The sequence below is a fragment of the Vibrio sp. 1CM8B genome (assembly GCF_023161685.1).
Taxonomy (GTDB): Bacteria; Pseudomonadota; Gammaproteobacteria; order Enterobacterales; family Vibrionaceae; genus Vibrio; species Vibrio coralliirubri.
This window is the reverse complement of record NZ_JALNTU010000005.1, coordinates 317,430-333,325: the sequence shown is the minus strand read 5'-3', so window position 1 is coordinate 333,325 and position 15,896 is coordinate 317,430. Positions and strand designations below refer to the sequence as shown.

Genomic DNA, 15,896 nt, shown 5'->3' with positions numbered 1-15,896 from the left:
TGCATTTACTTCATATTACATTTACTTGTCACTTAACAGTGACTTAGAAGCCGCTAGTATTGATCACGTCGCTTAGCTTTGCATTAAAATCATGTTTGCTCAAGTTGCTTAATTTATAGAGCACCTCTGCACCTGTCACATTAAGTTCAACTTCGTGTTCATCGATATTCTCATCCTTGTTTCTGAACATCAGTAGGTGGTTAGCGATTCGAGCGATATCTAAGTAAGACACTTCACGTTGTTCGAGGTTATTGATGGTATTGCTGCACACATCAATAAAGTCGCTGTCGAAGCCCCAACGATTAAGCACCAATTTACTGGTAGCAGAACATTGGCCTTGGAAGATTTGTAGAGCAATGTCGTGGTCTAGGTAATTGCCATTTTCGAGGTAGAGGTGGTATTCGCTAACCAAACAGAACAAGCCAATATCAGCCAGCAATCCAACAAGCAGTGATTTTTCATGTTCAAGGTAGCGGTATTCAATAGGAGAGAGCTCTTTGAAGCCGTTGGTAACCAATACCATGGTGGCGCCCAGCTCTTTGGATACAGAAGCGCTATTAACCAATAACTCATTACATTCTCTGCTTAGGTTCACTGAATGTTTGAGTTGCTCTATGGCTTGAGCTGTCACGATGTCACGAACTCTTAATATGCCAAGGCGGGACACGGCTGTCATGATATCAACACAAGTAATATTACGTCGGTTAAAGACGACAGAGTTAGCCACACGAATGACGATAGCAGTGAGGCCTGGATCTTCGAGTAGGCACTCGGCAACTTCGGCAATCCCGGTTGACTCAAGGGTACAGAGCTTTTGAATTTTCAGTACAACGTTAGGGATAGGAGGAAGTGTTATTTTTCCCGCTGAGATAGAATGGCCAACAAGTTGGGCAAACTCTGATTCTAGACCCTTTAAGAGAAGAGTCTTATTTTGTGGTAGCCAGAAAAACGATAAATGATTCATATAAAAAGTAAAAACATGTATGTCCTGCCATTTTACAAGCCACGATGCTGCGAGGCAATACTCATCCGTCCACATAACCTTTAATAATTTGAACCGGTGTATCACTAGGTGTCCAAATTCAAGCATGGTTTGATAGTTTACTGTGACGTCAATCATGAAAAACCAGAATACTCAATTGATTGATGTGAACTATGTCCAGACTTATTTTTCTTTTCGAAGTATGATTTATTTAAAGGTGGAAAACGAAACCATAATATTCACCTATAGAATAACAAAATAGATTTAAAATTTTTCGCATAACAAGCTGCTTGTCTGGTGATCAACCTAATCGGGGTAATTTGATTAAGGATCAACGGATATGACCGAGACAGCATTTATTAATTACGTGAATCAATTTGGTGAGCATCAAAAACGTTCTATGTTCGGAGGTATTGGCCTCTTTCAAAATGACGCTATGTTCGCTTTATTGAGTGAAGGTTGTTTATTCATTAGAGGTGGAAAATCATTAGATAAAAAACTGACCGATCTTGATTGTGAAAAGTATCGTCATGTAAAAAAACAGACAACAGCTACCGTAAATTACTACGATATTACGGATCTGTTTACATGTGAACATCCTGAATTGGATAGTATTATTCGTGCTTCAATCGATAACTCAATTCAGCAACGTAGCTTCAAGAAATCATCAGCTAGCCGCAGATTAAGAGATCTACCAAACATGCAACTTACGTTAGAACGCATGGTTAAAAAGGCGGGTGTGGATGATGTTTCAATGTTTATGCAGTTGGGCGCGCCTGAAGTGTTTAATAAGGTTCGCGAAGCGTACGGAAACGATGTTGACCTAAAACTACTTTGGAAATTTGCGGGTGCAATTGATGGTATTCACTGGAAACTATTACAAGAGCCACGCAAGCAGCAATTACTAAAGAGCTGCCACTAAAGAAGTTTGCCTTATATGCTTAAGATTACTGTTAATAAATAAAAACCGAGGAATGTCCTCGGTTTTTTTGTTTTTGTCTTAGCAAGTTTGAGAGGCTAAGAGCTTATCTGTTCGGGCTTTAACGTTAAGTACTAGTACTTGAAACGAGCAGTGAACATAAGTTGGTCACCGTAGAAGTCGTTAATACGAGCTTCAGCACCTAGAGAGAAAAGCTCTGTAGAGTGGAAACGCGCGTAAACAGAACCTGTCCAATCATCGTTGTCATCGATAGAAACGTAACCACCTTTACCACCAACTTCTAGTTGTGGACCAAGCCATTGGCGAACACCAACGTTGATTTCCATACCGATATCAGTAGAGCTTGAGTTCTCTGGCTGAACGATACGAGCTAGCATTTCACCTGTTAGGTCTGCCCAGTTGTTTAATGGAGCGTGGAAACCAAGACCTACAGCTGAGTCGTAATCGCCTTCAAATTCTGAATCGATACGTGCTACAGCATGAGCGTTCGGGTGAATTGACTTACTGAACGCACCACCAAATGTTACTGGGCTAGCACCGATGCGTGCTTCAAAGTAATCATAGTTAAAGTTGCTCATTACCTGTGGTTGTTCATCAACAGCTAGTGCTTGACCAGAAGCCAATAGCATAGCGGTAGTAAGTAGAATTTTGCGCATAACGACCGTAAACCTATATTAGTGTTAATTCCTTTGGTTTGAGACAAATCGGCAAACCATAAACATTGAGACAGTTTAATCTAACTCACGGAAAAGTAATCCTTTAAAATGTAAAACCTTACTCATTTAGTTAAAAAACAAGCAAATTAAGGATCAGTCTGTAACGGAGATCTCATGTTTTAGGGCGAATGAGGAAAATAGAAGAACGAATTATCCAAAATTTGTATGTATTCGGACGGTTCTTATATCGAATGCTGCTTTTCTCAGTATCTATTAACCAATTAATGCTATTCACCAAAACTGGTGCGTTTATCCGCCATGGAAGTCAGTATACGCTCGGTATCTAAGATGGAAGTCCAGTTAAGCAATTGTTTGTCGTTGGCAATGACATAGTCAGTCAATTGTTGAGTAATCGTGTCTCTCAGTTGGTCGCCTTGCCAAGGTTTTGAAATATAGAAATCAAGTGCAGCGTTGTTAATGGCCGTGACGGTATCTTCAAGCCCAGCTTGCCCTGTGAGTAGCAGTTTACGCGTTGGCTTGGTCGCGTCGTGTTGGTTGAGTTCGATCAGAAAATCAATGCCGGTTTCTTCTGGCATGATGTGGTCGCACAAGATTAACGCGAGCTTAATACCATCTTGTCCCATTTCTTTGATGACTTGCTTGGCTTCATCGACCGACTCAGCACCTTCAACCAGAAAGTTCTCTTCAAATATCGCCAAGTCCTGAAGGACACTATTGAGAACTTCAGGTTCATCATCGACACATAAAATTAGGTACTTATTCATGGGGTGCTCCTTCTTGTTTGAATGGAAGCCACACTTGCATGTTTGTATGACTGCCTACCTCTGACTCCACCAAAATAAACCCTTGATGAGCCGAAACAATTTGTTGAGAAATGGATAACCCAATCCCTAAACCAAAGTTGCCTTCTTTTTTGGTCGTGAAATTTGGGTTGAAGATGGTTTTGATGTCTTCTTTGGCAATGCCGTGGCCAGTATCGGAGATTTGCACCACAAGAAACGTGTCGTCGCCTTTTGTCTGTTGAGAAGTGGTGATGGACACTTTTCCTCGTTCAGAAAGGGCATCGAGCGCATTGGAGATAAGGTTGGTCCACACTTGTTGCAGCGAGAGCGACTGGCACAATAAAGGCGGCAAGTCGGTGTCGTAATGCTTTTCGAGTTGGTGGTGTTTAAGCCTGTTTTCGAAGATCACTAAGGTATCTTCAAGCCCTTCGTGGATATCTGTGTAGTGGCGAACTTCGTCATCTTCTCTAGCATAGCTTTTTAGGCTTTTGACCATATCGGCAATACGCTTGCTGCACACTTGAATCGAGCGGATAGAGTTTCCAACATAGTGGTAATGCTCTAAGTCATTGAGCAGCTCTTTGCCTGCGACAGGGGACTCTTTTAATGTGTCTAAAACCGTAGAGTCTTGGCTTAGGTTTAGTCTCACGGCTTTTTTTGCTAAAGCACGGTCATCAATCGTCGACGTCAGATGCTTTACGAGCTGTCTTTCTTGAGCCGTCGATAGTGGCTTAGCTAACTTTGAATGTGCCAGTACGTCAGTCCCCTTATTGGACTCAGGAACGGATAGGTTTGCCAATATCTGGTCGAGATGTTCTGACAGAGTTTCAATGCTTCTCAATATGGCTGCAATCGGGTTATTCAGCTCATGTGCGACTCCCGCGACTAGCTGCCCGAGCATCGCCATTTTCTCTTTTTCGATCAGTTGTTGATGTGCAGACTCTAATGATTCTAGTGTTTGCTGCAGTTTGATCTTATTGGTGATGCTGCGTTGTAAACGTCGATTGAAATGACGGAGCAATAGATTGGTAAATAAAGGCAGCAGGGTATTGTTTGAATGCATCACCTGAGCAAAGCTATCTTTATCCAGTTTGATAACGCGTGTTTGCGTTAGGGTGATCGCGGTAGAAAACGAAGGCTCACCTGTCACAAATGACATCCCGCCAACAATGTTGCCTTTGGAGTGACGAACCACTTCCCGTTGTTGCCCAAGTTCATCTTTCTTATACAGAGCCGCTTCACCCTCAATGAGCAGCCATAAAAAGCGATTGTCTTCGCCTTCTACAGTGAGCAGGTGCTCGGGGGAGTAGTCACGAATCGCCTTGATTTTGTCATCTTTTGAAAACACATCTTGTAAGGCACTGACGACACGCTCTGCAAGGGCATTATCAGAAAGCTGGTGGTAGTCGTGAATGAACCCCGATTGGAAAGAGTGAATCTTTTGCTCAATGTGCGCTCTGAGTAAGCGATGTTGATCCAATGCATCACTGTAAGAGAGCAGGTTTTCTGAGTCGTATTGGATGACAAAAGAGGTTAGCTCTTTTTGTGCTGATTTGAATAGAACCTGATCTTGAACCGGTTTGGTTAGACAGTGGTTGAGCCTGCCTTCATTTACGGCGGTCAGAATAGATTGAATGTCTGACGAAGCGCTGACTAATATCGTTCTTGCGGTATTACTATGGGGCAGCTGTTCGAGTTCAATCAGAAATTGCACGCCATTAAATTCAGAATGATGATGAGTGATCACCAAGGCTACGGTTTGGTTGTGATCATGAATATCTTCTAATGCGTGATGTGCGTCTTCTATGTTCTCGGCAGTATAAATATCGAATACAGAAGCCAACGGAGCCAGCTCCGAACGTATTCTTTCAATGCTAACCGGATTATTGTCCAAACAGATAACAGCGTATTGATTCACAGCTCAACCTTAATAGTAGCGACGTCTCTAGCCTAGCAAGAACCGCCGGATAAGGATGAGAGCTAGCCGTTAATTTATTGAGGCAATCGAAGTATCGAGCAATAGACTGATTTAACTCAATGTTTCTTGTTTGCTACTGATGGGTTAGACTAAAAAAAACAGACACGTGTAGAAAGAGAACTCATGGAACAGTTAAGAAAAATTGGTGCAATTGGCGGAGCAATCTCATTGGCACTTTGTTGGCCTTTAGCGGTTGGCCAAATTGGACAAAATGCGATTACTGATGGTGTTGCAAAGCTTAACAATTCAAGCATTCAAGCTGAGATCGTGGAATACGATAGAGGTTACCTGTCTTCCAACGTAACCACACGTCTAACTGTGACGGATGAAAACCTGAAAGAGCAACTTGCGATTGATGGGCTGCCGAGTGAGTTTGTCATCAACAGTGCGGTTAGCCACGGTTTGGTGAGCTTAAATGCACTGTCGACGTTTGAGAATACCGATATTCTGCCTTTAACTCTGACTACCAGCACTGAGCTAAACGGCAACACTGACTTTAACTTCGAGTTAAGCCAGTTCAATCATCAAGGTTCTGATGAGAATGGTACGTCGGTATCGATCACTAAATCGAATCTTTCTGGCCATGCGACTGTTTTAGGTCAAGTTGATTACGAGCTTTCAATCCCTTCAGTTCAAATTGATTTTGAAACCGGTGAAGAGGTAACGCTGTCTAATCTGAAAGGTGTGGGTTCAGGCCAACAAGCGAAAGGCTACTGGTTAGGTACTCAGAATTTTACTATCGATAGCTTCTTGGTTTCAGACTCTGCAATGCAGCCTTTCATGACCATTGAAAACTCTAAGTACGATTTTGAATCACATCTAGATGAAGCAACTAAGCGTCTGCGCAGCAACCTCAAGCTGGATATCGCAAACATCGAGACCAGTGAAGGCCAGTTGAACAACCTAAACGTCGATTTTGAAATGTCGAAGTTGGATAGCGAGTCGTTTGAGAAAATCTTTGAGATTTACCAATCTAATCCTGTGATGACGCAAGAAGACGTTGCAGAGATCATTCCATTTATCGATATCCTGTTTGCTAAAGGTTTCGACCTTTCAATGAACAACATGTCACTAGAGCTAGGTAAGGGGCAGTTCGAATCTAAGTGGTTGGTGAGCGTACCGGAAGGGACCGAAAACATCAGCAGCAACCCTTCGATGATCATGCCTGCATTAACGGGCAACGTTCACTCTAGCTTCTCAAATGAACTTGTTGAAGAGTACCCATTCATCCGTGAAGGTATCGATGAATTGCTTGTGATGGAAATGATCAAGGAAACGGACAGTGGTTATGAAATCAGCGCTGACCTAGAAAATGGAAACCTAGTGTTCGAAAATGGACAAGAAATTCCATTAATCGCTCTACTTATGCCGGTTTTTGTTCAATAAACAGAGCAGGCTTGAATACTGATAGGGTGATTTAGCAGGTTAAGCTTAAACATTTTATACGGTACAAAACAAAAGAGGTCTTAAGACCTCTTTTGTTGTTTTTATGTTGGGTAAAACATGGTATTACTTGCATAGTTATTATTTAGCAGGAGCAATCATCCCCATGGAACTTACATTAGATAACGTATTCAACTTCAGTGCTGGCCCAGCTGCACTGCCTAAACCGGTAATGAAACAAGCGCAAGCGGACTTTATTGATTGGAATGGTTTAGGGACTTCCGTGATGGAAATCAGCCATCGCAGCAAGGAATTTATTCAAGTTGCTGACGAGTCCGAACAGGACCTACGTGATCTTCTGAACATCCCAGACAACTACAAAGTTCTTTTCTGTCAGGGGGGCGCTCGTGCTCAATTCGCTGCTGTTCCTCTAAACCTTTTAGGTGACGCGACGAAAGCGACTTACATCGATGCGGGTTACTGGGCAGAAAGTGCAGTGACTGAAGCGAGCAAATATTGCGAAATCGATGTATTCAACGCGAAGACGTCAATTGATGGCAAAGCAGCGGTTGTTCCAGCTAAAGATTGGAAAATCGACCCGGAAGCGGCGTATGTACATTTCTGTCCAAACGAAACCATCGATGGTATTGAAATCAGCGAGCTTCCTCAAACGGATAAGCCAATCGTAGCGGATATGTCATCTAACATTCTGTCTCGTAAGATCGATGTGTCTCAGTATGGTGTGATCTACGCGGGCGCGCAAAAGAATATTGGCCCAGCGGGTATCTGCATTGCAATCGTACGTGATGATCTACTCGAACTCGCAAACGACGTGTTGCCGAGTATTCTGAACTACAAAGTACTTGCTGAAAAAGACTCAATGTTCAACACACCACCAACGTACGCTTGGTACCTATCAGGCCTTGTGTTCAAGTGGTTGAAAGCTCAAGGTGGCGTTGAAGCGATGGAGTTGGTGAACAAAGAGAAAGCAGCGTTGCTTTACGGTGCAATTGATAGCTCAGCTTTCTACAAAAACGATGTTCACACTGCAAACCGTTCTAGAATGAACGTGCCGTTCCAACTGGCGAAACCTGAGTTAGATGGTAAGTTCCTAGAATTGGCTGATGCTGCAGGTCTGAAATCACTGAAAGGCCATAGAGCAGTAGGTGGAATGAGAGCTTCACTTTACAACGCAATGTCTCTGGAAGGCGTTCAAGCGCTGGTTAGCTTCATGAAAGATTTCGAAGAGAAGTACGCTTAATCGATGACAGGGCTTTGACCGATAAATTGCTTATTTGATTTTTATTGTGTCGAATGCACCGAACGAGATAAATGCCGCTTTTGCGGCATTTTTTTTGTCGTTAATAATAAAGGGTATGGTATGTTGATTTATTGTAAGAACAGCCATCCAGAGATATGACGGATGTATCGGAATGAGCAGACCTTTCTCTTAAAGCGAGAGTACCAACTGTTTTTCAGACACTTTTTACTATATAACGTGTCGCCCAAAGCTGAATCTCCAATCATGAACAGCGAGCGATAAGCTGCATCGACCGGTTTATTGATGGGCAATTAAAATCCAACGTCTAATTTTTACCACAAGGAATCAAGTGTGAGGTTATTGAGTCTATTTGCGATGCTATTTCCAGCCGTTGCTTGTTCGTCCACACTTGAAATATGGGCTGGTATTAATTATGAAACGGCCGATTATGTAAAAGAACATATCGAAGCGATGACTGATCATCGTGTAGAAATTCGTTCGTTTGACGTCAACAGTATTCGTTCTGAACTTCTTGTTGCTGACCCTAGAGACAATACCTTTCCCGATGCCATTTGGGTTCCTTCTGACTTCTTAGGTCTAACTGAATATATCGAATTAGCGACACTTCCCGAGGCTTGGGTTGATACCCAACGCTATGAGAAAAAGGCACTCGATGCGGTGGTCATTAACGGTGAGCTTAAGGCGTTACCGGTTGGTATTGGAAACCAGGTCGTTCTGTATTCGAGCAAGCCTCAAGCGCAAGTTGTGACATGGGAAAGCCTAATTGAACGCTCTGCTAAGTCCGATCAAGTGAGTGTGCTTTTTCCCAATCCAAACATGTACTTCTATCTAGCTTTCTATCAGCTTTTTTCTGAAGACTTATTATCGTCGAAGAATGTTAACGGTGAAGGGTTAGTTGCCATTTTTGATTTCATCGACATGTTACAGCAGAAAAAAGTCATTGAATCATCGTGCAGTGATATTTGCGCGAGGCAGAGATTCATCAATGGGGAAGTCGAGTTTTTGATTGACGGCGACTGGGCTTTCAGCGAACTCGATGCTGCTTTTGGTCGAGATTTATACATCAATTCGTTGCCGACCTATCGTGGTGAAAGTATGTCTTCATTTAGTGGCGCGAAGATTTTTGCTGTCACGGAAAAAGGCATGCAAAACTCAGATAAGAAATTAGCTTTGAAAGAAGTCGTTCAATACCTGCAATCAAACAGTTTCACCTATTTAGCTCACTCGAGTGCCATGGTGTCGCCGTTTTATGAGGTTAATCAACGCCGTGTTGAGGAAGGTAACCAGACATTTTCAAATATGTACGATGAGTTTCAAGCGTCGCAAATGATGTCGAGTGACTACAAGATGGCGATCGTTTGGGAGGCATCGGCTCGGGCGTATCAGCGTTACAAGTCAGGGATGCCAAAGAGTGAACTTCATAAGTTTTACAATGATTTTGTTCAATATTACTCGGCGAATATGAGGGTAAGAGATTGAAGCTATCATTAAAATACACCATGGGCTTGGTGTTGCTGGCTTGCTCAATGCTTCCTGTTTACTTAGCGGGACAGTTGATTCTCAATAAACAAAACCAAAGTTCTTTAGAGCAAAAAGAAACCAAGCTGGACAACTCTACGACCGGTATTCGTCAAACCGTACAAGAGCAAATTAAGCTGACGGCGAGCCTAACCCAATGGTATTCGCAAGACCGATCATTGATTAAAGCGGGTGGTAATATCTTTTTCTCGAGTGTTGTTTGGGACAAGATGGATAGCTTCAATGCGCTAGCGGAGAGTGTGTCCGCGACTTATATTCTGGACCAAAACTGGAAGCCCATTTATGACAGCAAAGGCAGTTTGTACCACTTTGAGCAAAGCCAGTTATTAGAAAGCTTGAAGCGTCCTCAATCGGTTTATGGGCAAGGAAAATTGTTCCACACCGAGTTTACCGAAACTGAAGTGGCGGATAATGCCACTGCCGGTATTGCTTTTGTCGCGCCGATTTTACCTTATCGTTTGATTGAAGGTTCTACATACACGCCGCAGGGTTATCTTGTGGTTCTTATGGGGTATGACAGACTTAACACTAAAGTGATGCCTTTCCTTTATCAAAATGAGTCGGTTGAGTTTAATTATGTTGATTCAACGGATGCTCAGTCTTCTGAACAAAGTGCGAACATTATCTCTATCGACAGTAAATTCTTTACCGACAAATTGGTACTGAACGTCAAACATCATATTTCCGACAGTGCGCGTTTATTAGAGATGCAACAAGCTCAGGTGGTCTTTGTCAGAATATTAGTGGCGACGCTTGCCATCGCGATTGTGTTTGCTCTGTTCCTAAGCCGCTGGTTCTCTGGGCAGTTAAACTTGTTGGCTGAATCTGTTACGTCGTATTCGCATAACCAGTCACCGACTCATAGTGTGGATGAACATCGTTTTACAGAGTTCGTCACGCTGAGTCGTTTATTGGAAACCTTGTGGGGTCGCATACAATACCAAGTCCGTGAGCTTACCGAAAGTAACGATAAACTCGAAAGATTTAATGTTCAGCTAGAGGACTTAGTCGAAGAGAAAACCAGCAAGTTAACGTATTCGCTCGCGCGTGAAGAATCCCAGAAGCATCGTATTTTGAAGATCGTGCAGTTTGCATCATCGAGACAGGCAGCTGAATATCGGCTGATTCCTCAAATGGTCGATCAAGAGTTAAAGACATTACTTGATCAACATTCAATTCAGTTTCATTTTAACCGTGCTGGCGAGGCTGACTTGAGACTCTGTGACTCACAGGGGACGGCAATCGGGTATTTTTGTTCACGTTCATTTGATCTACTCAGTGAAGAAGATCTTCTGATTTTTGACATGTACCAAAAACAGTTAGCAGGTTGGCTAGAGCTCGAAAATATTACACGGATTAACATGCCGACTGGCTGTTTGAATCGTAAAGCTTTTAATGAAGATCTCGAATTTAGTAAACGCAGCATTAACGACAATCAAAATAAGATTTCTTTGATCATCATTGATATCAATGGCTTGAAAACCACGAATGATGTTCATGGACATGAAGTCGGGGATGAGTTGATACAACGCTGCGTAGACGTAATCAGCCACGGGTTGACATCTGCCAGTAATCTATATCGTTTGGGTGGAGATGAATTTGCGGTGCTTACCTTAACGTCTGGTGAGTCGAATTCGCTCAATGTCGCAGAGATGGCTGAGCAGTTGTATATTGCTCAGGAGCAACAGACAATCGAGACCAAAACGGGTATCTCTATTCCTGTCAGATTCTCGATTGGTGCAGCCTCTAGTGATTCAACAGACGTTGAGCAACTGTTCTCAGTCGCTGATGAGAATATGTATCAGCAAAAGCGTCGTTATTACCAAACGTTGTCTGTGGTTGGGAAGTAATGCCAATCACGCTGACAAATAGCTATCACGATTTTCGACGCCCATTACAGCGAAACTGCTGCGGTGTGACATTAAAATAAGCTTTAAACGCTTTGATGTACGAAGAGTCGTTTTGATAGCCAACTTGGTCAGCAATACGTTGGATCGAGAGCTCTTCATCAAGCAAAGATAACGAATAAATCAGTCGGATCTGTTGTCTCCACAACTGAAATGACGTGTTGAACTCTTTTGAGAACAAGCGCGATAACGTTCGCTCCGACGCGCCGACTTTTTCTCCCCAATCTTTTAGCGAATAATCTAATCTTGGTGTGTCTGTCAGTGCTTCGAATATCAGCTTCAAGCGTCTGTCTTCGGGTAGCAATAATTGAAAGGTTTGCACATTATCTTTCATTATTTGGTCGTGCAGAACCGCGAGCAAACGCGAGACTTCATCATCACTCACTAATCCTTCGCACTGCCTTCGGATCTCTTGCAATAGTTCATTTAGAAATGGCGTGAGGGTAATGGTTCGCACTTCAGGTTCATATTCACTGCCAAACGCAGGGTTAAGGTAGATGCCGACAAACGTTGTATGGCTCAATGCGATCGATTCATGTTGAGTACCCGCAGGTACCAACAGCGCAGAAGTGTGCGGGACAAGATGCTGGTAGTGATCAGTCTTAGTTTGCAATAAACCTCTGATTGGAAAGATCACTTGATGCCAAGCATGTTGGTGCATTGCATCGATGAAACCTTTAGGCATGTCGATGGTCTTTACTAGCGCTGGTGAGTTGGGGTTGGCAGCCATCATCTCGTTGGAAGTCATGACATCGGAGTGAGAATCTATTTGGCGGGTTGGCATTGTTGATTGTCCTTACATCTCTACTCTGACATTGGCTTGTTAGGCTATCATGCTCGGCATAGTGAATGAAGTCGAGTGTGATGTCGTCTTACCTCATACAGTTCAACAAGTATGTTTTCAGTAATAAAGTGTCCAGCAATAGGGAAGGGATATGAAGAAGTTAGGTATAATCAACAGCGTATTGGTAGGTAAAACCGTTGCCTTTGCTCACGGTACACAGAGTGCCATCAACAAACAGGTTTTGTCGGAACGTCAACACGCCACAGAGCTTGGTTTTACCAATGACGAACAAGGTGACCCTCGTTTTCATGGCGGCATTCAAAAAGCCCTTCATATTTACCCAAGCGAACATTACCCAGTTTGGGAAAAGGACTTGGGCAGCAAAGCCATCTTTCAAACTGCAGGCGCATTTGGCGAGAACCTAAGCTCAAGCGGAGTGACTGAAACGTCTATTTGTTTAAAAGATAAGATTCGAATTGGTTCAACATTATTGGAAGTTTCGCAAGGGCGCATGCCTTGTTGGAAGCTTAATGTGCGATTCGATCAAAACGATATGGCGAGAAGACTGCAAGACACGCTTCGAACTGGCTGGTACTTCCGTGTATTGGAAGAGGGCGATATTGGCGCAGGTGATGAGATTACTTTGTGTGAAAGACCATACCCTGATTGGTCGCTCGCGCGCATTATGGGCGCTGTCTTTACCGGAAGCCTAGATAGAAAAGAACTGAGCCAGATGGCTGAACTTCCTTTGGTCGAGTCTTGGGGGAAACTGGTTGAGCGTCGTCTCGAAACGGGCGAAGTTGAAGATTGGGAGATGCGTTTGGTTGGGCCAACTGCCGTATAAACACAGACGATAAAAATGACAAAGCCCACTTATGGAAATGGTGGGCTTTACATGTGTACGTTCTGTTCAACGCCAGCTAGAGCCAGAAACTCTTCAGAGGCATCTCAGCGTCAAAGTGATGAGCAATCTGTGCTTGGAGGAGCTCAGCGGTCGCAATAGCGTCAGTTAATGCATGATGCGGCGTGTAGTCGGGTAGGTGGTATCGACGACGACTCTGCCCCAGTCTCACTGAAGCTGGCTTCTTACCTTTTAGCTTATTCCACAAGCCGCCAGCCAGTTTATTTTGGATCTGAGATTCAATCTCGAGCGTGTCGAGGACTGGGAACTCAATGCCTTCACCGAGTCGCACTTTCAATGCATTATCCAAAAAGTCACGTTCGATACGACGATAGTGAACCACAGGGATATGCCCCGCCATTGATTCTAAGATCTCGCCCAACACTTCACTAAGGTCTGGCGCATCAATGATGTCATTGTGCGTGATGCCATGAATCACGACAGACTCTTCTTCTAACTTCTGTTTTGGTCTTAGCGTCCAGTGTTTGGCTTGTCGCAAGTAGATGCGATTGAGCGTAAATGGGACTAAACCAATGGTAATGATGCCGTCTTTGTTTGGGTTTAACCCCGTCGTTTCAAAGTCGACAGCCAAGAACATCACTTCTGAAAGTGGCGTATCAGGCGCAGGAAGAGGCTGGCTATAAAAGTGCTTTAAGCGCTCGTCTCTCGCTCGTTCTAGCTTCTGAGCAAACTTAAATGGCCAATCGACCGCAGGTGATCTGAATAGTTTGTTCATAGGCCCTACTTAAACTTGTTGCTGGCTTGATAACGGAACTTAAGGAAGTTTTGCGCATTACTTAATATTTGGAATGCATCCTTTAGGTTACGTCGCTCGAAGTCAGACAGGTTCTCTGGCTCGATGTTGTTATCAGGCTCGATGTTGTTGTCGACATCGTGTGCTTGGTGGCGAATACGAACCAGAGAGATAAACTCCATGGCATCTTTCAAATCTTGAGCTCGACCTTTTGGCAGAATACCAGCGTCAATAATGTCATCTAAGCGTTCGAATGAGTTCTTAGAGCGAGACGCTACCGCGAGCGAGTGAACACGAATCAAATCGGCCAGTGGTGCAGTACCACGACGCTTAAGGTTGATTGAGTTGTTGTGACGGCCATCTTTTTCCATGACGAAATCTTTGAAGAAGCCAAGCGGCGGTGTGCGGTTGAGTGCGTTACGTGCAAGACACGCCAAGAAACGGTTGTTCTTACGTGCGCGTCGAACAATAAAGCTGTTCAATTGCTCCGCCCATTTCAGGCGACCATAAACGCCATCTAAGTCGAAGAAGATAGAAGCATTCAATAGGGCTTTCGGGTTTGGATCATCAATCCAATCGGCAAAGCACTCTTCCCATTGTCGACGAGTCATACGCCACGTTGGGTTAGTTGCCATGATGTCACCAGTACAGTACACATAACCACATTGGTCTAAGCCATCACAAATGAAGGTCGATAGCTCTTCAAAGTACTTACCATGCTTTTTCTCGTCGTAGGTATCATCAAGAATGATTGCGTTATCTTGGTCTGTAACCAGTAGCTGCTCATCACGGCCCATAGATCCTAATGCAAGGAAACAGTAAGGAATAGGCGCCTTGCCCAATTTCTCTTCACCCAGTTCGATAATTCGCTGCTTAAAGCTACGACCAATTACCGACATTGCAGTACCCACCATGTGGGCGTTGGCATCTTCGTTAACTAAGCGCACAAAGCTGTCTTTCACTTGCTCGGAAAGCACCTTTAGATCTTCAATGCTTTGTTGTTGGAAGATGCTGCTTACCAATAACAGCGAGTTTTGAGATTCGTAACGAACAATATCGGTCGCTTCGATAATACCAATTGGCTTCTTATCTTTAAGCACTGGTAAATGGTGCACGTTGTAACGAAGCATGGTCATCATGGCTTCGTATACATAGGCGTTGTGGTCGAGTGAGATAACCTCGGGTGTCATCACGCTGGATACTTCATCCGATGGGTCGAGACCTTCAGCGAGGACACGCGTACATAAATCTCGGTCGGTGATGATGCCAATCACGGGTGTTGAGTCATCTTCATCATCTTCAACGATATCTGGGTCGATGATCAGCAAAGAGGAAACATTATCTTGTGCCATCATGGTCGCAGCTTGCTGAATCGTGCGCGTTTTTTCGATCATTGGCGCTTCGCTGGTCAGTAGCGTTTTAACCTTGGATGTTGTTAGGTCGTTAGCGTCGTTGCTGTCGGAGTTGGCTTGGCGCAGTCGCGCGTTATCTTCTACTTCTACGAAATCGGCAAAGGAGTCGTAGTTGTCGTAGAGCTCTTGAAAGATAGGCTCAGGAATACAGTAGAGCAGGGTATCTTCGGTCGCTTTAACAGGGAAACGCACCTTGTTGTTGGTCAGTAGGCCCATTTGACCGAACAAGTGGCCTTCATCCAGGCGGTTATAGAGCTCGCCCTTACGACGGTAGACTTCGACTTCGCCACTTCGAACGATGTATAAGTCATGAATTTGATCACCAAAGTGAATGATAGGGGTATCTTGGCGGTAATAAGAAATTTCCACGCTACTGGTCACTTTCGCCAACATCTCCTCAGGGAGTTCTGTGAAAGGGGGGTATTGTGCCAGAAAGTTTTGAATCTCTAATAACTCAGCATCCATAATGATCATCCATTGGTTTGTATGATTTCATGGTACAACATTTGATAATATTTTGCCGTCACAAATCAATCTGTGAGCTAAAACCTTTTTAAAGTCTTATGGATAGACTA

At 43.7% G+C, this 15,896-nt stretch carries 13 protein-coding genes; 6 read left to right on the top strand and 7 right to left on the bottom strand.

Going from position 1 to position 15,896, the window contains the following annotated elements:
• Positions 1-43: 43 nt before the first annotated feature.
• The gene (locus MSG36_RS12915; RefSeq protein ID WP_048609215.1) at positions 44-964 is read right to left on the bottom strand and encodes an HDOD domain-containing protein; all 921 of its coding nucleotides are present in this window, start codon (positions 962-964) and stop codon (positions 44-46) included.
• Positions 965-1,322: 358 nt separating this feature from the next.
• Between MSG36_RS12915 and MSG36_RS12910 the strand changes: the two genes are divergently transcribed.
• Entirely contained in the window at positions 1,323-1,904 is a 582-nt protein-coding gene (locus MSG36_RS12910; protein ID WP_248368206.1) for a TfoX/Sxy family DNA transformation protein, read from the top strand.
• A 131-nt stretch (positions 1,905-2,035) separates the two neighbouring features.
• Here MSG36_RS12910 and MSG36_RS12905 read toward each other — a convergent pair whose 3' ends face one another.
• From MSG36_RS12905 to MSG36_RS12895, 3 genes are all read right to left on the bottom strand, one after another.
• Positions 2,036-2,578, bottom strand: a complete 543-nt coding sequence (locus MSG36_RS12905; protein ID WP_019822601.1) for a hypothetical protein — start codon at positions 2,576-2,578, stop codon at positions 2,036-2,038.
• Between the two features lie 287 nt (positions 2,579-2,865).
• Positions 2,866-3,363 (bottom strand): response regulator, encoded by a 498-nt coding sequence (locus tag MSG36_RS12900; RefSeq protein WP_017065410.1) that lies wholly within the window; start codon positions 3,361-3,363, stop codon positions 2,866-2,868.
• Positions 3,356-5,299, bottom strand: coding sequence for an ATP-binding protein (locus MSG36_RS12895; RefSeq protein WP_248368204.1), 1,944 nt, complete (start codon positions 5,297-5,299; stop codon positions 3,356-3,358). The genes MSG36_RS12900 and MSG36_RS12895 overlap by 8 nt, the downstream gene beginning before the upstream one ends.
• Positions 5,300-5,482: 183 nt before the next feature.
• Here MSG36_RS12895 and MSG36_RS12890 point away from each other — a divergent pair, with 183 nt between their 5' ends.
• The 4 genes from MSG36_RS12890 to MSG36_RS12875 all read left to right on the top strand — a co-directional run bounded on the left by MSG36_RS12890 (position 5,483) and on the right by MSG36_RS12875 (position 11,413).
• The gene (locus MSG36_RS12890; protein ID WP_017060405.1) at positions 5,483-6,745 is read left to right on the top strand and encodes a DUF945 family protein; all 1,263 of its coding nucleotides are present in this window, start codon (positions 5,483-5,485) and stop codon (positions 6,743-6,745) included.
• A 163-nt stretch (positions 6,746-6,908) separates the two neighbouring features.
• Complete coding sequence (serC, locus tag MSG36_RS12885; protein ID WP_048611612.1) at positions 6,909-8,003, top strand: 3-phosphoserine/phosphohydroxythreonine transaminase; 1,095 nt, start codon at positions 6,909-6,911, stop codon at positions 8,001-8,003.
• A gap of 375 nt (positions 8,004-8,378) precedes the next feature.
• A complete protein-coding gene (locus MSG36_RS12880) occupies positions 8,379-9,503 on the top strand; it encodes an extracellular solute-binding protein (protein WP_248368357.1) in 1,125 nt (374 codons plus the stop codon).
• Positions 9,504-9,523: 20 nt separating this feature from the next.
• Positions 9,524-11,413, top strand: coding sequence for a GGDEF domain-containing protein (locus tag MSG36_RS12875; RefSeq protein WP_248368355.1), 1,890 nt, complete (start codon positions 9,524-9,526; stop codon positions 11,411-11,413).
• 25 nt (positions 11,414-11,438) lie between these two features.
• Here MSG36_RS12875 and MSG36_RS12870 read toward each other — a convergent pair whose 3' ends face one another.
• Positions 11,439-12,254 carry a helix-turn-helix transcriptional regulator gene (locus MSG36_RS12870; RefSeq protein WP_248368202.1) on the bottom strand — a complete coding sequence of 272 codons (816 nt, stop codon included), beginning with the start codon at positions 12,252-12,254 and terminating at the stop codon, positions 11,439-11,441.
• A gap of 151 nt (positions 12,255-12,405) precedes the next feature.
• Here MSG36_RS12870 and MSG36_RS12865 point away from each other — a divergent pair, with 151 nt between their 5' ends.
• Complete coding sequence (locus MSG36_RS12865; protein ID WP_248368200.1) at positions 12,406-13,098, top strand: MOSC domain-containing protein; 693 nt, start codon at positions 12,406-12,408, stop codon at positions 13,096-13,098.
• A 76-nt stretch (positions 13,099-13,174) separates the two neighbouring features.
• Here the strand turns inward: MSG36_RS12865 and MSG36_RS12860 are convergent, their stop codons facing one another.
• Both MSG36_RS12860 and MSG36_RS12855 read right to left on the bottom strand, forming a co-directional pair.
• Entirely contained in the window at positions 13,175-13,891 is a 717-nt protein-coding gene (locus MSG36_RS12860) for a 3'-5' exonuclease (RefSeq protein ID WP_050634574.1), read from the bottom strand.
• Between the two features lie 5 nt (positions 13,892-13,896).
• A complete protein-coding gene (locus MSG36_RS12855) occupies positions 13,897-15,786 on the bottom strand; it encodes a DUF294 nucleotidyltransferase-like domain-containing protein (RefSeq protein WP_048609207.1) in 1,890 nt (629 codons plus the stop codon).
• Positions 15,787-15,896 lie beyond the last annotated feature (110 nt).